This window comes from Methylomonas sp. ZR1 (genome assembly GCF_013141865.1).
Lineage (GTDB): Bacteria > Pseudomonadota > Gammaproteobacteria > Methylococcales > Methylomonadaceae > Methylomonas.
Map to the genome: position 1 here is coordinate 3,572,380 of NZ_RCST01000001.1, position 19,000 is coordinate 3,591,379.

Annotated in this window: 18 protein-coding genes; 4 read left to right on the forward strand and 14 right to left on the reverse strand. The window is 50.9% G+C overall.

Annotation, left to right across the window (positions count from 1 at the left end; translation table 11 throughout):
- Nucleotides 1-11: 11 nt before the first annotated feature.
- The 3 genes from DDY07_RS16160 to groES all read right to left on the reverse strand — a co-directional run bounded on the left by DDY07_RS16160 (nt 12) and on the right by groES (nt 2,919).
- On the reverse strand, nt 12-758 hold the full coding sequence (locus tag DDY07_RS16160; RefSeq protein WP_171696608.1) for a hybrid sensor histidine kinase/response regulator: 747 nt from the start codon (nt 756-758) through the stop codon (nt 12-14).
- Between the two features lie 176 nt (nt 759-934).
- Nucleotides 935-2,575: a chaperonin GroEL gene (gene groL / locus DDY07_RS16165; protein ID WP_171696609.1), complete on the reverse strand. Its 1,641-nt coding sequence runs from the start codon at nt 2,573-2,575 to the stop codon at nt 935-937.
- 56 nt (nt 2,576-2,631) lie between these two features.
- Nucleotides 2,632-2,919: a co-chaperone GroES gene (gene groES, locus DDY07_RS16170; protein WP_020484651.1), complete on the reverse strand. Its 288-nt coding sequence runs from the start codon at nt 2,917-2,919 to the stop codon at nt 2,632-2,634.
- A 205-nt stretch (nt 2,920-3,124) separates the two neighbouring features.
- Here groES and DDY07_RS16175 point away from each other — a divergent pair, with 205 nt between their 5' ends.
- Nucleotides 3,125-3,871 carry a molybdopterin-synthase adenylyltransferase MoeB gene (locus DDY07_RS16175; protein ID WP_171696610.1) on the forward strand — a complete coding sequence of 249 codons (747 nt, stop codon included), beginning with the start codon at nt 3,125-3,127 and terminating at the stop codon, nt 3,869-3,871.
- A 62-nt stretch (nt 3,872-3,933) separates the two neighbouring features.
- Here the strand turns inward: DDY07_RS16175 and DDY07_RS16180 are convergent, their stop codons facing one another.
- On the reverse strand, nt 3,934-4,140 hold the full coding sequence (locus tag DDY07_RS16180) for a hypothetical protein (RefSeq protein WP_033156006.1): 207 nt from the start codon (nt 4,138-4,140) through the stop codon (nt 3,934-3,936).
- A 189-nt stretch (nt 4,141-4,329) separates the two neighbouring features.
- Between DDY07_RS16180 and DDY07_RS16185 the strand changes: the two genes are divergently transcribed.
- On the forward strand, nt 4,330-7,023 hold the full coding sequence (locus DDY07_RS16185; protein WP_171696611.1) for a cation-transporting P-type ATPase: 2,694 nt from the start codon (nt 4,330-4,332) through the stop codon (nt 7,021-7,023).
- Here the strand turns inward: DDY07_RS16185 and DDY07_RS16190 are convergent.
- Nucleotides 6,991-7,614, reverse strand: coding sequence for a TetR/AcrR family transcriptional regulator (locus DDY07_RS16190; RefSeq protein WP_171696612.1), 624 nt, complete (start codon nt 7,612-7,614; stop codon nt 6,991-6,993). The two genes, DDY07_RS16185 and DDY07_RS16190, sit on opposite strands and share 33 nt — an antisense overlap.
- Before the next feature lie 96 nt (nt 7,615-7,710).
- Here DDY07_RS16190 and DDY07_RS16195 point away from each other — a divergent pair, with 96 nt between their 5' ends.
- Nucleotides 7,711-8,178: a nuclear transport factor 2 family protein gene (locus DDY07_RS16195; RefSeq protein WP_171696613.1), complete on the forward strand. Its 468-nt coding sequence runs from the start codon at nt 7,711-7,713 to the stop codon at nt 8,176-8,178.
- 86 nt (nt 8,179-8,264) lie between these two features.
- Here the strand turns inward: DDY07_RS16195 and DDY07_RS16200 are convergent, their stop codons facing one another.
- The 4 genes from DDY07_RS16200 to DDY07_RS16215 form a co-directional block, all read right to left on the reverse strand.
- A complete protein-coding gene (locus DDY07_RS16200) occupies nt 8,265-9,494 on the reverse strand; it encodes a pyrophosphate--fructose-6-phosphate 1-phosphotransferase (protein WP_171696614.1) in 1,230 nt (409 codons plus the stop codon).
- A 71-nt stretch (nt 9,495-9,565) separates the two neighbouring features.
- On the reverse strand, nt 9,566-9,940 hold the full coding sequence (locus tag DDY07_RS16205; RefSeq protein ID WP_171696615.1) for a hypothetical protein: 375 nt from the start codon (nt 9,938-9,940) through the stop codon (nt 9,566-9,568).
- A 112-nt stretch (nt 9,941-10,052) separates the two neighbouring features.
- Nucleotides 10,053-10,826 carry an alpha/beta fold hydrolase gene (locus DDY07_RS16210; protein WP_171696616.1) on the reverse strand — a complete coding sequence of 258 codons (774 nt, stop codon included), beginning with the start codon at nt 10,824-10,826 and terminating at the stop codon, nt 10,053-10,055.
- 11 nt (nt 10,827-10,837) lie between these two features.
- Nucleotides 10,838-11,560: a DUF445 domain-containing protein gene (locus DDY07_RS16215; protein ID WP_171696617.1), complete on the reverse strand. Its 723-nt coding sequence runs from the start codon at nt 11,558-11,560 to the stop codon at nt 10,838-10,840.
- A gap of 77 nt (nt 11,561-11,637) precedes the next feature.
- On the opposite strand from DDY07_RS16215, the gene DDY07_RS16220 reads away from it, so the two are divergent.
- The gene (locus DDY07_RS16220) at nt 11,638-12,201 is read left to right on the forward strand and encodes a methylated-DNA--[protein]-cysteine S-methyltransferase (RefSeq protein ID WP_171696618.1); all 564 of its coding nucleotides are present in this window, start codon (nt 11,638-11,640) and stop codon (nt 12,199-12,201) included.
- A 61-nt stretch (nt 12,202-12,262) separates the two neighbouring features.
- Here DDY07_RS16220 and lhgO read toward each other — a convergent pair whose 3' ends face one another.
- The 5 genes from lhgO to DDY07_RS16245 all read right to left on the reverse strand — a co-directional run bounded on the left by lhgO (nt 12,263) and on the right by DDY07_RS16245 (nt 18,853).
- The gene (gene lhgO, locus DDY07_RS16225; protein WP_171696619.1) at nt 12,263-13,459 is read right to left on the reverse strand and encodes an L-2-hydroxyglutarate oxidase; all 1,197 of its coding nucleotides are present in this window, start codon (nt 13,457-13,459) and stop codon (nt 12,263-12,265) included.
- Nucleotides 13,443-14,024, reverse strand: coding sequence for a D-glycero-beta-D-manno-heptose 1,7-bisphosphate 7-phosphatase (locus tag DDY07_RS16230; protein WP_101052035.1), 582 nt, complete (start codon nt 14,022-14,024; stop codon nt 13,443-13,445). Before DDY07_RS16230 ends, lhgO begins: the two co-directional genes overlap by 17 nt.
- A gap of 15 nt (nt 14,025-14,039) precedes the next feature.
- On the reverse strand, nt 14,040-14,921 hold the full coding sequence (locus DDY07_RS16235) for a glycosyltransferase family 2 protein (RefSeq protein WP_171696620.1): 882 nt from the start codon (nt 14,919-14,921) through the stop codon (nt 14,040-14,042).
- A 440-nt stretch (nt 14,922-15,361) separates the two neighbouring features.
- Nucleotides 15,362-17,722, reverse strand: coding sequence for a hypothetical protein (locus DDY07_RS16240; protein ID WP_171696621.1), 2,361 nt, complete (start codon nt 17,720-17,722; stop codon nt 15,362-15,364).
- A 6-nt stretch (nt 17,723-17,728) separates the two neighbouring features.
- The gene (locus tag DDY07_RS16245) at nt 17,729-18,853 is read right to left on the reverse strand and encodes a hypothetical protein (RefSeq protein ID WP_171696622.1); all 1,125 of its coding nucleotides are present in this window, start codon (nt 18,851-18,853) and stop codon (nt 17,729-17,731) included.
- Nucleotides 18,854-19,000 lie beyond the last annotated feature (147 nt).

Below are 19,000 nucleotides of genomic sequence, written 5' to 3' on the forward strand. Positions count from 1 at the left end.
TGTCACCTTGGTCATAATATGGCGTCATCGTCACCGAGACACTTCAGAACTTGATCCTGGTTATCCAACAGCCGAATCAGCTTAATTTTCATTGTATTAAAGCGCTGTTGCGCCAACTCTGCGTCGGCTTGTGCCAACGCTTTTTGCAAGTTCTCGACGACCGCCAGACAATCGGCAAAATCGTAAAAACAAAAGGTGCCATGCAGTTTATGGTTCAAATCCCACGCCTGTTGCAGCAATCCATTGTCCAAGGCCCGCTCGATGTCGAGTATTAATCCCGGCAACTGCTCAAATAATTTGCCCATCAAGACTTGGCTCAACTGCCGGTTATGCTGGGCTTTGCGCAAAAGTTGCACTGCATAATACTCGGCGTTCACCGGCTCATGTTGCCGCCAACGCACCAGCAATTGCTCCAACTGGTAAAGGCGAACCGGCTTGACCAAACATTCGTTGAACCCGGCGGCGATTGCCCGTTCCTGCTGCTGATTTTGCGCGTGAGCCGTGACGGCGACTGCCGGCGTTTGCCGATTGTAGTTTTCGGTGCCGCGCAAATTGGCGGCGACATCGAAACCACTCAAAAACGGCATGTTCACATCCAGGAAGATGAAGTCGTAGCGGCGTTCTTGCAACAATTGCCAGGCCTCCCGCCCGTCTTTTGCCGAGGTGATATTGGTCGTCCAGTATTCCAACTGTTCGCGCAACAACCACAGATTGATTTCATTATCGTCGGCAATCAGAATCGAAAAATCGTTGGTCATGGTTAATAGCTTCGAGCTGTGAATAATTTGCTGATGCCGTTATCGAATGTTTCGCGGCAAAAATCAATCTATAGTGAGGCAAACCATCGTAAACCGTTCCACACCCAAAGCGCCAGGCAATAAAAAACCCCGGCACCTTGCGGCAACCGGGGTTTTCAGGCCGAGGCCGAAGGCGATTACATCATGCCGCCCATACCACCCATGCCGCCCATATCAGGCATTGCAGGGGCTTTGCTGTCGGATGGTGCATCAGCAATCATCACCTCGGTGGTGATCATCAAGCCAGCAACCGATGCGGCGTTTTGCAAGGCAGAACGGGTTACTTTCGCAGGGTCCAAAATACCCATGGCGATCATGTCGCCGTATTCGCCGGTAGCAGCGTTGTAACCGAAGTTACCGGTGCCTTTTTTAACTTCGTTCAGCACCACAGACGCTTCGTCTCCGGCGTTGCTGACGATTTGACGCAAAGGCTCTTCCATCGCACGACGCAGGATGCTGATACCTACGTCTTGGTCGTGGTTGATGCCTTTCAGGCCGTCCAGAGCAGACAATGCGCGGATCAGAGCTGTACCACCGCCGGCAACTACGCCTTCTTCAACCGCGGCGCGAGTTGAATGCAGCGCGTCTTCAACGCGAGCTTTCTTCTCTTTCATTTCCACTTCGGTCGCAGCGCCGACTTTGATCACCGCGACACCGCCAGCCAGTTTGGCCAGACGCTCTTGCAATTTCTCACGGTCGTAATCGGAAGTCGCATCATCAGCTTGAGCGCGGATTTGTGCGACGCGGCCTTTGATTTGGGTTTCGTCGCCAGCACCGTCGATGATGGTGGTGTTTTCTTTGTTGATTTGGACGCGCTTTGCAGTACCCAATTGGCTGATGTCGGCTTTTTCCAAAGACAGACCTACTTCTTCAGAAATCACCACGCCGCCGGTCAGAACTGCGATGTCTTCCAGCATGGCTTTACGACGATCGCCGAAACCAGGTGCTTTAACCGCAGCCACTTTAACGATGCCGCGCATGTTGTTGACAACCAGCGTTGCCAAGGCTTCGCCTTCTACGTCTTCCGCGATGATCAATAAAGAGCGGCCGGATTTAGCCACGCCTTCCAAAATTGGCAACATTTCGCGAATGTTGGAGATTTTTTTGTCGTACAACAGCACGAAAGGATCGTCCAATTCGACGCTCATGCTTTCTTGTTTGTTGATGAAGTATGGAGACAAGTAGCCGCGGTCGAACTGCATACCTTCTACAACGTCCAGCTCGTTGTTCAGGCCGGTGCCTTCTTCAACGGTGATGACGCCTTCTTTACCGACTTTTTCCATCGCTTCAGCAATGATCGCACCGACTGATTCGTCGGAGTTAGCCGAGATGGTACCTACTTGCGCGATCGCTTTGCTGTCGCTGCAAGGCGTAGCCGCTTTTTCGATCGCCGCAACCGCTGTGGTGACTGCCAAATCAATGCCGCGTTTCAGGTCCATTGGGTTCATGCCCGCTGCGACTGATTTCAAACCTTCGTTAACGATGGCTTGCGCCAGAACGGTCGCAGTCGTAGTACCGTCGCCGGCTACGTCAGAAGTTTTTGAAGCCACTTCTTTGACCATTTGCGCGCCCATGTTTTCGAATTTGTCTTTCAATTCGATTTCTTTCGCGACCGATACACCGTCTTTGGTGATGGTTGGTGCGCCGAAGCTTTTATCCAATACAGCGTTGCGGCCTTTAGGACCCAAAGTCACTTTTACTGCATTTGCCAGAACGTTAACGCCTGCCACCATCAGTGCACGCGCGTCGCCACCAAATTTTACGTCTTTTGCTGCCATTTCTTATTCCTGAGATATTGGTTAAATTGAAAAAGAGTGTGTCGAACGAATTGGGCTTAACCCAAAACACCCATGATGTCTTCTTCGCGCATGACGATGTATTGCTCGCCATCGACTTTAACTTCGGTGCCGGAATATTTGCCGAACAACACGCGGTCGCCAACTTTAACTTCCAGGGCACGTACTTGGCCGTTGTCTAACGGTTTACCTGAACCTACTGCCAACACTTCGCCTTCGCTAGGTTTTTCAGCAGCTGAACCCGGCAACACGATGCCGCCTGCGGTTTTGGTTTCTTCCTCAACACGTTTTACGACGATACGGTCATGTAACGGACGAATTTTCATCAATGTCTCCTTAATGTAGATAAAGTTAAAGGTTAAAAACTGTGTAAAGCAATTTAAAAAACAGCTACCCCTTACGGAGGAAGCGAGCTTTTAAGCGGCCTCAGTTTTATTAGCACTCTCTAGCAACGAGTGCTAATAATATCCGGCTTTTGCACTCTGTCAAGCTCTTTGGCATCATCTGCGCCTTACCCAAGCCATACACACTATGAACGACGAACAATTACTCCGTTACAGCCGGCAAATCATGCTGCCGCAAATCGATATTGCCGGTCAGCAAAAATTGCTCGATGCCAAAGTATTAATCGTCGGTGCCGGCGGTTTGGGCTCGCCTGCCTCAATGTACCTGGCTGCGGCCGGTGTCGGCCAGATCACCGTCTACGACGACGACCAAGTCGATTTGACCAATTTGCAACGCCAGATTGCTCACTACACCAGCGATATAGGGTTGGATAAAGTTATTTCAACCCAACAGACTTTGGAAAAAATTAATCCGGGCGTAAAAGTGTTTGCTCACAAGCAACGCCTGGCTGACGAGCAATTACTTAAAGAAGTGACGGAGGCCGATGTGGTGCTGGACTGCAGCGATAACTTCACCACCCGCTTTGCCATCAATAAGGCTTGCGTCGAGAAAAAAACCCCATTGGTATCCGGCGCGGCGATCCGCTTTGAGGGTCAAGTCAGCGTATTTACCCCTGGGTTAAACGATAGCCCGTGCTATAACTGTCTTTATCAAAGCGATGGCGAGGAATTGCAAAATTGCGCCCACAATGGCGTGATTGCGCCGATCACCGGCATCGTCGGCAGCATACAGGCCTTGGAAACGATAAAGCTGATAGTCAACACCGGCAGCACATTAACAGGCCGCTTGCTGTTGCTGGACGGCCTGAGTATGGAATGGCACAGCATGCGCTTGAAGAAAAACCCACACTGCCCGAGCTGCGGCGCGAAATAAGCTAATCCGCACAAAAAAGCCGGGCTAATCCCGGCTTTCTATTGCTGGCAAATAAGACGTAATTAATTTTTTCCCAGTTTGCCTTTAACCATCAGAATGGCTTTGCTGACATTTCTCAATAGCGCCGAATCGCTATCGCCGTGCGGCTCGATGTCGCCGAACGGTTCGCCATTCTTCATGGTGTACATGTAAATGAAATACCCCAACGGTGCGAAAGCGAAGATGGCAATAATCAACATCAACACCACTAATTCGATAACTCCGCCCATATATACCTCCAACTATTTGTTTTTATTTTAATTTAGAATGAGGCCATAGACCTCGGGAATGGACTATAACCCCATCCCTTTTAGGGAACAAGCACAAAGTATTCTTTGTCAACTTATGGTTTTAACCTCAGGCTAATTTAGCCTTGGGGCAACTACGCCAACGCCATTTTCAACTATCAATCTGAGCATATGGACCATTACCCTAAAGCCAACTGGCACAGCCAAACGCCGGAAACCGTATTAACGCATTTCGGCGTAGAGCTGGGTCAAGGCCTGAGCAGCGAGGAAGCGCAAAAACGCCGAGCGACTAGCGGCGCCAACCGCCTGACCGCTCGCCGCGGCAAAGGCCCTTTGCTTTTGCTATTGGCGCAATTTCATCAGCCCTTGATCTACATCCTGCTGTTTTCCGCGGCCACCACCGCTTTTTTAGAGGAATGGACCGACAGTAGCGTCATCTTCGGTGTGGTCATTATCAATGCGGTGATCGGCTTCGTTCAGGAAGCGAACGCGCTGAAAGCCATTAACGCCCTGGCTCAGACCTTGAATATCAGCAGCAACGTCCTGCGTGACGGCCAGCGCCGAAGTATTGCTGCTGCCGAGTTAGTTCCCGGCGATTTGGTATTCCTGCAATCCGGCGACAAGGTGCCTGCCGATCTGCGCCTCTTGCAAAGCCGCGAACTGAAAATCGACGAATCCGCGCTAACCGGCGAATCGGTACCGGTGGAAAAGCAGGCACAGACTCTACCCTCGGCCACCTTATTGGCTGATCGCGCCAATATGGCGTATTCCTCGACGCTGGTCAGTTACGGCAGTGCACTGGCCGTGGTAGTCAGTACCGGCGATAACACCGAGATTGGCCGCATCAACAAGCTGATCGGCAGCGCCGAACCGCTGGAAACGCCGCTAACGCTAAAAATGAGCCAATTCAGTCAATTGTTGCTCTGGGTGATCGTCGGCTGCGCGGCCATTACCTTTGCGGTCGGCGTCTGGCGCGGCGAAACCATGTTGGACATGTTCATGGCCTCCGTGGCGTTGGCTGTCGGCGCCATCCCGGAAGGTCTGCCCGCGGCGCTGACGATTACGCTGGCTATCGGCGTCTCGCGTATGGCCAAACGCAACGCCATCATCCGCAAACTGCCGGCGGTGGAAACCCTGGGCAGCACCACGGTGATTTGCTCCGACAAAACCGGCACCTTGACGCAAAACCAAATGACCGTGCAATTCGTGCAGGCAGGCGGTGAAATATTCGAGGTCAGCGGCAGCGGCTACACGCCGGACGGTGAATTTACCAGCCATAACCAAGCGGTCGACCCGTCCCTTAAACCAGCACTATTGGAATGTTTAAAAGCCGGCCTGCTGTGCAACGACGCCCGATTAATCGCCGACACCGACAACTGGCGTATCGAAGGCGACCCTACCGAGGCCGCCTTGCTGGTAGCCGCCCACAAAGCCGGTCTGCATCAAGCCAGCGTCAGCGGCGACCATCCGCGCCTGGACGCCATTCCGTTCGAATCCGCGTACCAATTCATGGCCACTCTGCATCACAACCTGGCCGAAGACGCCCGGCATATTTATTTAAAAGGCTCGCTGGAAAGCCTGCTACAGCGCTGCGACAAAGCCTTTGCCGCCGACATGCAACTCGTACCACTGGATAGAGACTGCCTGAACCAGCAAGCTGAAGCGTTTGCCGCACAAGGCTTGAGAGTCCTGGCTTTTGCGCGCGCTGAGCATGATGACGATGCGGTTGAACATCGCGAAGTGGGTGGTGGCCTGACCTTTTTGGGCTTGCAAGCCATGATCGATCCACCGCGCCCCGAAGCTGCCCGGGCCATTGCCGCCTGTTATAAGGCCGGCATCTCGGTGAAGATGATCACTGGCGACCATCCCGTCACCGCGCTGGCCATCGCTAAGCAGCTCAACATGCGCCATACCGAACGTGTGATCAGCGGCGCCGACTTGCAACACTACAGCGAAGCCGACTATCGCAAACACGTCAAAGACTGCGATGTCTTTGCCCGCATCGCGCCGGAGCAAAAGTTGCAATTGGTGCAAGCCTTGCAGGCCAACGGTCACGTGGTAGCCATGACCGGCGACGGCGTCAACGATGCCCCGGCACTACGGCAAGCCAACATCGGCGTGGCGATGGGCATGGGCGGCACCGAAGTCGCCAAAGAAGCGGCGGCCATGGTGCTGACTGACGATCATTTCGCCACCATCGAAGCCGCCGTCGAAGAAGGCCGCGGCGTGTTCGACAATCTGGTGAAATTCATCGCCTGGACCTTACCGACCAATCTCGGTGAGGGCCTGGTGATTACCGCCGCGGTGTTCGCCAATGTGGCGTTGCCGATTACACCCCTGCAAATTCTCTGGATCAATATGACCACCGCAGTACTGCTGGGTTTAATGTTGGCTTTCGAACCCAAGGAACCGGGTCTGATGCTCCATAAGCCACGCAATCCCAAGCAAGCTATCCTGACCAAACGTCTAATGTTTCGTATCTGTCTGGTCGGCCTGTTGTTGCTGGCCGGCGCATTCGGCTTGTTTGAATGGGAACTATCGCAAAACGCAACCCTAGCTAAGGCCCGCACAGTCGCCGTCAATGTGTTTGTGTTTGGCGAATTGTTTTACCTATTCAACTGTCGCTCGCTAAATTACTCGATGTTCCGAGTCGGCGTTTTTTCCAATTTATGGCTGATTTTTGGTGTCGTCAGCATGATTTTGCTGCAACTGCTGTTTACCTATTGGCCAACGATGCAGGCCTTATTCGGCAGCGAGGCAATCGGTCGGGAGGAGTGGCTGTTGATTTTGGGGGTTAGCTCGGTTATTTACGTAGCGATAGGCCTGGAAAAACTAGTCGTCCGGCGCTTTAACCGCCGGCGTTGATTGCGCGAAGGCATTCAGTGCAACTAATAGCGTCTCCAAGCTTTTTAGGGACTGCTTTTCCGCGACCTCTGGCGCTTCCAGCTGCGCTTTAACAATCGCGCCGTCTATCGCCACCGCAGCCGCATTCGCCAGCTGCTGCCGGTTTGGGCCATCCGGCAACAGTTCGGCAATTACCCGCACCATATCTTGTTTATGCTGGTAGCAAATTTCCAGCACATCGGGCAACACGCCGCCCAATTCGGCGACGGTATTGATAAACGCGCAGCCGCGATAAATAGGCTTGCGAAACCATTCTGCCATAGTCGCCACCAGCGGCATCAATCCCGCACCCGCTTGCCCGCCGTGACGCTGTAAGGCATCGTTAAACCAGGCCATCCACAGGTCGTGCCGGTAATCCAAAAACGCCCGGATCAAATCATTCTTACTGGGAAAATACCGGTAAAACGTCACCTTCGTCACTCCGGACTCGGCAATTACTTTGTCGATGCCGGTGGCGCGGATGCCGTCGCGATAAAACAAATCATGCGCGGCCAGTAATATCCGCTCGCGAGGCGGGCGGTCCGACAGAATGGTGGTGGAATCAGAGATCATGTTTCGATTGTAGACAAGTCTGTCTACAATTGCTACCATCGCCACAAGTAGACAAACCTGTCTACTTACTTTCTCACCCTAGTCAGGAGCTTAACGATGGACAGCAAACCGCCTTTACCGCCCTTTACCGCCGACACTGCCACGCAAAAAGTCCGCATGGCAGAAGATGCCTGGAATAGCCGCGATCCGGATCGCGTCGTGCAGGTGTATACCGAAGACAGCCGCTGGCGCAATCGCGCCGAGTTTCCGGTAGGTCGCGGGCAAATTCGTGAGTTTTTACAGCGCAAATGGGCCAAGGAATTGGATTATCGACTAATCAAAGAATTATGGGCTTTTGCCGACAACCGTATCGCGGTGCGCTTCGCTTACGAGTGGCATGACGATGCCGGCAACTGGTTTCGCAGCTACGGCAACGAAAATTGGGAGTTTAACGAATACGGATTAATGCAGCGTCGCTTTGCCAGCATCAACGATTTGCTGATTAAGGCCGATGATCGTTTATTCCATTGGCCGCTGGGCCGGCGACCCGACGATCATGCCGGCTTAAGCGAATTGGGCTTGTGAAACTTGGCGGTGGAGGCGAATTTATTCGCTTCCAGTAAATAAAAAAGGGCGGATAAATCCGCCCCTATGATCAAGCCAAAACTTTATTAATGGCTGACTTCGACTTTGCCGCCCTTTTTCTGACCAATTTCCGCCAGCGTTTGGGTGAACCAGTCGGTATCGATATTGAACGGCTTGCCGCCTTTGATGCGTGGAAACTCGATAGCGCGCAATATGTTGCCGTTATCTTCGTCGTGGCCCATCACGCCGGATTCGCGGCGGAAGGCACATTCCACGGCCAGGTCAGCGCAAGATTTGATCAGACGCATATCATCAACATTAGCAGCAGCAGCGCGGGCGAAATAACCGGATTTCTGCACCAGGGTTTTTTCCGCCCCGATCATTTGCGCGAATTGCTCGCCAAACCATTTGCCCGGATTGACTGCATCCAGCTTGATGTGGCCGAACGCATCACGCGGCACTTCTTGGCCTTTAGCTTGCAGTTCGGCAACGATAGCTTCCACACCGGCGCCTTCGGACACGAAGATATTCACGCAATCGACTTTGTCCATCACCGCACGCAACCGAGTCGCTTCAGCTTCTAAATCAATCGCCATCTCGGGAACGAAAACCGCGTGTACTTCATACGACTCGCGGCTCAAGCCCAACTCGGGCAACCACTCGGCGCGGTCCAACAATTTACGGTATTCCTGTGCAGTCGCAGCGGTCAACCAACCACAGTTACGGCCCATGACTTCGTGGACGATCAGCATGCGTGGGTTGGAATTGTTCTCGGCCACCACGTTCATGAAGTAACGTGCGCCTTGTTCGGCGGCAGTCCAGGCACCCAGGGATTGTTTGATCGGGAATACGTCGTTATCGACGGTTTTTGGCAAACCGATCACGGTCAGACCGTAGTTGTTTTTCGCCAGAAATGCGGCCAAATCGGCCGCCGCAGTATTGGTATCGTCACCGCCGATAGTGTGCAGAATATCGACGCCGTCTTTAATTAACTGGTCGGCAGCGACTTTTTGCGGGTCTTCGCCTTCTTTCACCAAACCGCGTTTCACGCAGTCTTTGATATTGGTCAGCTTGACGCGGCTGTTGCCGATCACTGAACCGCCGAAACGTTGCAGCAAGCCGGCTTTTTTGCGGACTTCATCGGTCACAACATAGGAGTCACCCAGCAGCAGACCTTTGTAGCCGCCACGGTAGCAAATAATTTCGATGCTAGGATCAATTTCTGTGTAGCGTTCAATCAGGCTGCCGATAGCGGAGTTCAGGCAAGGCGCCAAACCGCCGGCCGTGAGGATTGCAACTTTTTTGGGTTTGTTCATGGGCGTTTCAAATAAAAAGTTAAGAAAAAGTGTGATGGCTCGGCGTACCAACCATCAGCTATCGCCGCGTCTCAGCGCCGGCGTTGCGATCCCTTTTGCCGCAACACTCGCCAAAACGGTGCAAGCCGCGCGATTCTAACACAAGCTTTTCTTTTATCAGGCAACGTTCGATGATCGCTCAGCTCACCCAGCTTAACCGGCTGCGCCACAAACACTACCGCAGCAAAATCCAGTGGCGCAGAGGCTCGAATAAAAGCGGAGTAGGTTAGCGGCTCGACATCGGTCGTAGTGATACTAACTTTGGTTAATTCACCGCAATGGCTTAGCGAAAGCGACAAATAATCGCTGAGCCCGTGTTCGGCCTGTGTGAGCAACAAATCCTCAAGCGGCACCGCAAGTTTGCCTCGTTTGATACCTTGAATGTGTTGATATGAACTATCTGTCATCTGTTACCGCTCCGCACTGAACTAGCTAAATTGCGGTAGCAAGCTTATCGTCCTTGCGATTTATCGCCAGTGTACCAAGGTTCTAAACCAGCCTAGATCAAGCACTTAAGCGCTAAGCGGCCAGCAACCAATCCTCCACCAAGCGACAAAACGCATCCGGCGCCTCAACGTATAACCAATGGCCGGTATCTGGAATTTTCGCGATCTTTGCTTGCGGAAACACTGCATAAATCGCTTCTTCATCCAGATATTTGGAATTGCCGCCACCGATGAATAACACCGACCGGACGAACCGGCGTTCGCCGACTTCCGGAAAGCCGACAATGTGATGGGCATTTTTTTGAATAATATCCAGATTGATCCGCCAGTAGTAATTGCCGTCTTTCAGCAGCAGATTTTGCAGCAAAAACTGCCGGTAGGCCAGATCCGGAACCGCCTCGGCTAGCGCCTCTTCGGCCTGCTTTCGGTTGCCGATGCTATTGACTGGCAAACGGCTCAGAGCGTCGACCAGATCGTCGAAGCTATGCTGATAACTGACCGGAGCGATGTCCGCAACGATTAAACCAGCGACTCGTTGCGGATGATGCAAGGCAAACCACATCACCGCCTTGCCCCCCATGCTATGCCCGAGTAAATGAGCACAGGGAATCTCATGGCTATCCATAAAAGCCAACAAGTCGGCGGCCATACTGGGATAATCCAGCACCTCGGCATGCGGCGAACTGCCGTGGTTGCGCATATCCAACACATAAACATGCCGCTGCTCCGCTAGGCGTTTGGCCACCGAACGCCAGTTACGCGAGGCGGCCAGAAAACCATGCACAATCAGTAATGGCGTGTCGCCGGGTTCGCCGAAACTATCGTAAGCCAGTTCGATGGTCGTCATCGTCACTGCGCTCAAGCAAAACCGAAGATTGCGCCCAATATCCCACCGAATACGCCGCCCCACACCACCAGCCAACCCAAATGTTGCTTGATGATGGATTGCACCATTTCCTTGACCAATTGCGGCGTTAATTCGCTCAAACGCCTGTCGATCACCATTTCGATTTTGCCGGTCAAATCCTCGCCAATCTTGTGCGCATTCAATCCTTGCTGTAAAGCGTGTTTAAACCGTTCTGACTCCACCATTTCCGAGAGGGTATGCTGCATTTTTTCGGTAAAAGGTTGTTTTAGCGGCAATAACGCCTCTTCGCCGCCCATCATCAACAACATGCCACCAAACGAAGAAGCCATAATGGAAGATACCAAGCCTTCGTAAACCTTGTCGTAATCGACAGCATTTAGCAAAGGTTGCAAATTCAACACCTTGCCGCCCTGCTGCTCTTCCGTTTCGATGAACTGTTCGATATTTTCCACCGTGAAAAATTGCTGCATCATCAAGGCCTTGATCGATGCTTTAAACTCTTCGAAACGCGCCGGGATAATCCCCGAGCCATACAAAAACGGCACCTTTTCGAACAGCATATGAATAGCCAACCAATTGGTAATTGCCCCGGAAAATGCAAAAAAACCAATTGCTTTCAGCGTTTCCGGATAAAACGGGCTGACATAGCCGACAGCGATAATCAGCAGGGAGATAAAGTTGGTTAAAAAGCTTTGATTCAGTAATTTTTTCATTATTTTGTTAAGTAACATGCTAACAGCAAATTTTGCCAAACACTGTTGCCGTAGGCCAGCATAAATTGGGACTAAATATGAACAATACTATTTCTCCGAACCATAACGGTGAACCCGGCAACCAAATTCGATTTGCAACCGGGATGTGTCCGTTGGGCTGGCTGCTAGTGGCGGTTAAACCAACCGGCGTTTGCGCAATAGCCTTGGGCGATGCTCCGGAGGATTTAACCACAGCCTTCCAGGATAAATATCCTGAAGCGGAGTTTATAGACGGCTCACTCGAATTCGAACGCATTTTCGCCGCATTGCGACAATTTATCGACATACCGGAGCAAGGACTGGCGCTGACATTGGATACAGGCGGAACGCCGTTCCAACAGCGCGTTTGGCAGGCATTACGGGAAATCCCTGTCGGTGCCACCGCTAGTTACAGCGAGATTGCTCGGCGCATAGGTTCGCCGAATTCGGCGCGTGCGGTGGCAAGCGCTTGCCCCGCCAATCCTTTGGCCATAGCCATACCATGCCACCGGGTATTAAGGATTGACGGAAAATTATCGGGTTATCGCTGGGGTTTGGAACGCAAAGCGGCGTTATTACGCCGGGAGTTGCTTTACAAAAAGCAACTAATCGAAATCGGATGATAAAACCATAATCCGCAAATTGGCAGCCCGCGCCGATGAAGACCCATTTATTCAAGGCCCGCTAAATGGCTTGGCAACGTTCCGCAATCATTCTGCCGATGGGAAGTGCTGAAGTCGCGGCCGGCGAAGGTGCATTGCAGACGTGCAGCATGCGCTCGGTCTGCTTAAACAGAAAATCGTGGACGGCCTGGCCTTCATTGGTAACAACCTGAGCACGGATACCCGCCCGGAACGGCAATAAATCTTCAACGCTTAACGACGGGCAATATTTGCGGCATTTCCGAAGGTAAGCCCGTTTGCTCAACGACGTCACCAACTCTTGCCGCGCGTGGTGGCGGTAGCGATAAATCAATTTCCAGAACCCAGGAAATCCTAAAAAATCTGCGCAATCTCGCCGGGAAAACGATAACTTGGGATAGCCTTCGCGGGCGAAACCAATCACCGCGTTTGGCCCCACAGTCACGCTCCCGTCTATCATACGGGTCAAGTGAATCCCCAGGAACGGCAGCGCCGGGTCGGGCGCCGGATAAATGAGGTGGTTGACGACCGCGTTTTTGGCTTGAGGCAATTGAAAATATTCGCCGCGAAAGGGCACGATACGAAAATCAACATCCAGGCCTGCCAAGCGGGCCAACCGGTCGGCTTGCAAACCGCCGCAGACGATCAATTGGCCTGCGCGAAAGAGCTCTCCGCCGCCCCCGACCTCAACGTAGTGGGTACTCTCCTCAATACGATCCACCTGCAAACCGTAACGCACCACCACACCGCCTTGCACCACTTGTTCGGCCATTTTACGGCATACCAAGCCGTAATCGACAATCGCCGTTTCCCGGCTATACAAGGCAGCAATCCCACGAATATTTGGCTCACTGCGTGCAAGCTCAGCTCCGTCGAGGCGTTCTAATTGCAATCCGTTAGCAATCGCGCGGTCATACAGTGTATTGATCCGTTCGTGCTCCACGCTGTCAGTCGCTACGATAAGCTTGCCGCATTCGTCGTAGGGAATCCCATGCGTGCGGCAAAAATCCTTGGTCGCCACCAACCCCTCCCTACACAGACGCGCCTTCAGGCTCCCCGGCTCATAATAAATACCTGCATGTATGACGCCGCTGTTGTGACCGGTCTGATGTCGACCGGGCATCTCCTCTTTTTCCAACAACACAATGCGAGCGTCGGGATGGCGTTCCTGCAGCGTCAGTGCAGTTGCGAAACCGACGATACCCCCGCCGATAATGCAAAAATCAGAAAACGTCGTCATGTTGCCCCTTCAAATAATGCTGATCGAGAACTGAGCAAGCCTCGGCAAGCGAATATATAGCCACAGTCGGTCGGGCGTCGTTGGCATCCTCTCCCAGCAACAGCGTCACGCCAACCCCCGCCGCTTTTGCGGCAACGATATCGGAATGTTTGTCGCCCAAAAGCAGGGAACGGGACAGATCCAAACCAAGTTCGTCGCGAGCCCGCAACATCATCCCCGGATTGGGTTTGCGTTCGAAAGACTCACGTTTGTAGTCGCCAACACCGTGCTCGGGATGAAACGGACAAAAATACACCGCTGCCAACGGCGCACCTTCCGCCGCGAAGCGCTCACTCATCCAGGCCGTAAGCGCGTGAAATTGCGCTTCCGTATAAAAGCCCCGTCCGATGCCGGCCTGATTGGTCACCACCACCAACACCAAGCCCAAGCGGGTTGCCAGACGGCATAGGTCGAAAATGCCGTCAACAAATTCAAAATCTTCGATACGGTGGACGTAATTCTTTTCGACGTTGATAACGCCGTCGCGATCCAGGAACAATGCAGGTTTTGCGTAAGTTTTCGTCATAGAACGACTAACCCGTCAAACAAACGGTTTCAGCAAACCGTGAGCGGCCAGTTGCCTGCCCAAAAACCATATCCATAACGATAAGCGCCAGCGCAACGGCAAACCTTTATCCAAAAAAATAAAACGTGTGATATAGCTTGCGACACCCAGCATTCCATGAGGCACTGAACTCGGAACACAATCATCCAAAGCGGCCGGCACCGTTTCCTTCTGACTCACTTCAGATAATGCCCTGGCACCATTTGCCCGCATGGTGATTAGCGACAAGAAATCGCCATCATCTGCAAACCTTCCTCGCTGCCGGTAGGTATCATCCATGGGCGCCTTTCCTGCCCGATAATGCATATGCTCGAATATAAGCTCAGGTAAATAGCGAATACGTTTAAGGCCCAGTTTCTCCAAACGCTTAAAAATGTCCATAAGGTGATAATCGATGAAGGCACCTTTATAAATCATTGGAAAAGGCTCTCTTAAAATCTCGCAAGTTTTTCGGGAAAGGATAGGGAATGTGCAAAGATTTCCTTTCTTAAATAAATCGTTTCCATAGGCCAGATAGATACGATCCGGAATACTGTCATGTAATTGGCGTATTATGCTGTCCCAACCACGAGTGCGAATAATCATATCGTCGTTGGCAAGAACGACAATATCTCCACGCGCCATTTCATAACAGGCGGTATTGTAGGCGCCCATGGTTGCCCGAGGTCCTATAATACGTTTAATGGTTAACCCGGGGCATTCCATCGAGTGGCTAGCAAAATCATCCTCGTCCAGGTAAACAATAACTTCCACATATTCCGGATACTCGCTATTCTCGAGAACGCTTTGTAAAAAGTCGTTGGCGCGTTGCAAGCGGCCGCGGCTAGGTAATAGGAGGGAAATGAGCGCATTTTTCATAACGCCTCGATACCATCTAAACTTCCAAGAAATCCAGCCGATCTTGAATAAGCCATTAAACAAAATTTAAAGTTGACGATCAGATATTCCCCTCTCTCGAATTAGAGATTTGATATTCCGTTTTTCCATAAACTAAGGTAGTTTTAGCACGCAACAATATTGGCACCAAAAAAATTTGCCCTTCGGCAACATGAACTGAATCATAACAGCCTTAGTTAGACAACACGAGTTGGAATTTCAAATTGTAACTGGAATCAGACTTGAAGACAGATCGCACTTTTTATAGCCAATACTCAATAAAAACAACCAGATCGATCCCCCAACGTCAAATATGGACAAATCAAAAACCGAGAGATTGTAAAAACTCTACCTGCCTTTGCGAAGCCGTTGATGGAGCGCAACCTGTTGGATTGCAATCGGTTTCGACCGTTTCGATACTCTTATTGCGAAGGCTTTTTCGAGGCATCTTCGGGATTTTGGCTACAAACTGAATCAGGCCGCAAGAAAAGCGAGGATATCCTTGACAACATATACCTCCCGTAGACGCCTACAATCGTCAAGAGTAGAACAATCGTTAAAAGATAATTGATCCAAATCGTCGCAGCGGTCCATCGGGAGCCTCCGGTAAAGCGGAATGTCACCTCATGGTACCCGGGAGTCAATTCTAAGGCCTTAAAGGCAATATTGGCCGGAAGAATTGGCGCGGGATGACCATCGATCTGGGCTTGCCAGCCTGGATGCAGGCTATCCAAATAAATCAGGAATCTGTTTGAACCAACAGGTATCTCAGTATTGGCTATCAGTTGGTTGGCACTGAAACGGCGAATTGTAATTACGTCCGCAGAAATGGCCGATGATGAAGTTGGCATCGCGTCGGACCAACCTGGATGACTAGTCCGGACGACCGGCGTTTCGTACAGAGTCGCCGCAGTATTGATGATATGTCTCACCTGGGCGTCGTTATCTGTGAGAACCGGCGTACGAGCTAAATAGAGTTTTGGCGTTTCACAGCCAATTGCAGCCATTAGCGCAGTATCGTTAACGACGCTTCCAAGTGTGAAATATTCCTGCGGAGACTGCCCGTCCGTTACGGCAAGACGTGTCCGAATAAGCGAATCAAATGGCGTACTTATCATATCCACGCGGTGAACCGGAAAACACAGATCGAGCGACAAGCTTCCGTATCCCAAGCTGTTGCGAGCCCCCCATACCTCCATCAGGGATAACTGATGAATGATGTCCTGCTCGATTTCTCTTCGGCGCATCGAGCTATAAAGCAAGGGACGCACATCGTAGGCGTGACGGAGAGACTGCCAATGCCTGAACCAATTTGGCGCCATGGCCGGGGCGCGCCACTCCAGCATGAACTTATAACTCATCATTTCCAGCAAAACGCAAACCAGAAGACCGGGGCCCAGTATATCGCGCGTAACGCGCTTAGTCCCAAGCCCAAATGCCAGGACAAATAATACAACGATAGCCCACTGCCAATAATGAAAGGCGAAAGGTATATCCAGGCTGGAATCGCTCGCGTAGGCATACTGCCATCCATGCTCAGCATCGACCATGACAAAAACCGCACCCAATGCAATAGTGAGCGAGGTAAGGAACAATGTGTTACGGCCACGTGCGGACCTATTTTCCAGATAATGATCAATACCAAATCCCGAAGCAACGATAAGCAGAATCTTCGCGACCGGCGTGACAAATCCGATGTGGCGAAATTTATCCATCGTGGGGAAAAACCTATAGGCAATTTCCGCCACCCCCCCAGAAGCCCCCAGAGAAAATAGCAGCACCAACCCCACTAAAAGCACGAACACCCCAAAGGCCTTTGTCCTTGCGTGTATCAGGGCAAACGTCACGAACAGTATGGTGAAGAGACCGCTGTAGGCAACAAAAGCAAAACGAACCGGTGCCGCATAGATGAACTCCATAAATTTCACGGGTGATACATATCCCCCATAAGTCAAGAAGATATCCAGCCCGACAGACCCGTTGGCCTGCCGCAGGGAAGTGAAGCTTTGCATGCCGTCGATTACATGCCGGGCAAATTGAACGTTCATAAAAGCGATGACCAGCGCTACGCAGACGATTACCCGCCCTCCTGGATTCGGAATCGCGAAGCGTAGAAGTGACGGCATTTGAGGCCGGAATAGAAGCAGCCAGATACAGACGAATGCGCCCAGCGTGGCCGCAATGAATATCTGCGTATAAAAAAGCCCGCCTAGAGTCATCACAATCAGCGCGAACGCTAAATGTTCCAAGCCTTCACCACGTAGATACCGGGCGGTGTGATACAACAACAATGGATACAGATAAATCAGGTGGAAGTTCCAATGAATCTGCGTCCCCCAAGAAACTGACAGCACACCAGTGATGCCAATGATGATAGGGCTGATGCGGTGCCTATGGAAAAGTGAGGACAGCTGGTAGAGGCCATAGATCAGCAAAGTTTCTTCGAGATAAAGTCCGAACCGAAACAGTAATAGCGTGTCAGTGACGGAAAAGAGTTTTCCCAAAAAAACGGCAGCATAAAAGGCCGGCGTGAACGTGAATGCATAGGCAAAATCCGCCGTGACACCCTGACTGGTAAATGGTAACCAAAGTGGAAACTCATCCGAGAGTAAAAATTCGCGATAGACCGTGCCAAACATCTGGAAGTTAATCATCGTGTCGTGGGCCAATGGCAGATTGGCTGCTGCAAGAGTCCAGAATAGACAGGCATGCAGACTCAGAATGATGACTAGGTCAGAAGGGAAGTAGTTGCCTGTAACATATTTAGGAGCAGTTTCAGTCATGCCTTACTACCGTTTCCACCTGACCATTGAAAAAATAGCTGTAGCAATAATTTCATTTGCGCGTTCGGTCGTATGGGCGAAATCCAGAAATACCTCACCTTGTCTATTATCAAGAACACTTCTCAAATCTACCGATATAATTCCATCGGCATTCAATGCGTCACTCTGGTTAGCAAACTTGTCAATGCTGTGCGTATATACAAACTCCATTCCTGGAGGGGTCAACAAGAAGTTATCAATAAGAAATTGCTCGTGTTTAGTGCGAGATTTAAGAGAAAAGATGGACGGTTGAAGAAAATGATAAAAATCAGCGCCAGACGCTTTGCTGTATTGATGCGCTAAGCGAATATTATTGGCAAAATTCTCGCTCGCCTTAATCGCCCTTGCGTTTACCTCTTCGGCATTGCGCGTATGTAGAGGGGGCGACTGCTGTTTGATATATTTGAGAAGTTCGGCAAAGTGTATTAATTTTAATTTCTCTAAAACCGGCAATATTCGTGATTCAAGGACACCCGGTTTTTCTGAATTCCGTAGAGTGTTTATATTGAGACCATATTTATAATCGCTGTATACTTTATATATAATATCGCAGCCACCATCGAAAAATATTACAATATCACCTTCTTTTAGCGTTGTTTCGTGTAAGAAAAAAAGTTGCTGCTCGGAGTTCATGGATGAGACACCGTAATTCACGACTTTATATTGAGTCGTAATTTCGTTGATCTTGCGCTGCACTATGCTCGGGATAGTGTATTCGTCCGGTACTTCCTGAGAATATATTGTGGACGCGCCATAAATGTATACAGTATTTTTCGCGTCTTCCGGGACAAACGCCGTCCGGCGATGCCCGTCAATCACATTGATATACTTACCTTCAAAATTTACTAATCTACGGACTTTATCATCAAATTTTCCTTTTTCTCCGTTAGAGGATTCACGCATGAATTCCGCGCTAAAGTAAGGCGAATCAGAATATGCCGGTGGTTTTTTTGCCCTGAAAACCCACCGGGAATCATATGCCGGTAGTTTTTTTATGATGAGCTGACTACATATTTCTATTAAATAACTCGTAACTATAAGAGTCACAAGGACAATGATCAAATTGGATATTCTGTCGAATTTCACCGCCATCAACACGTCCTCTTGTAAGGTTTGTTATTGTTCTTTAAAGGGCTTGACTCCAATCATACCTATAAGCAACATCCTCAAACTTATCGGTTGATTCGAAGTTTCCAGTCTCTGTGCTTAATACCCGGTTTTGGGTCGTAGGCGGCTTAT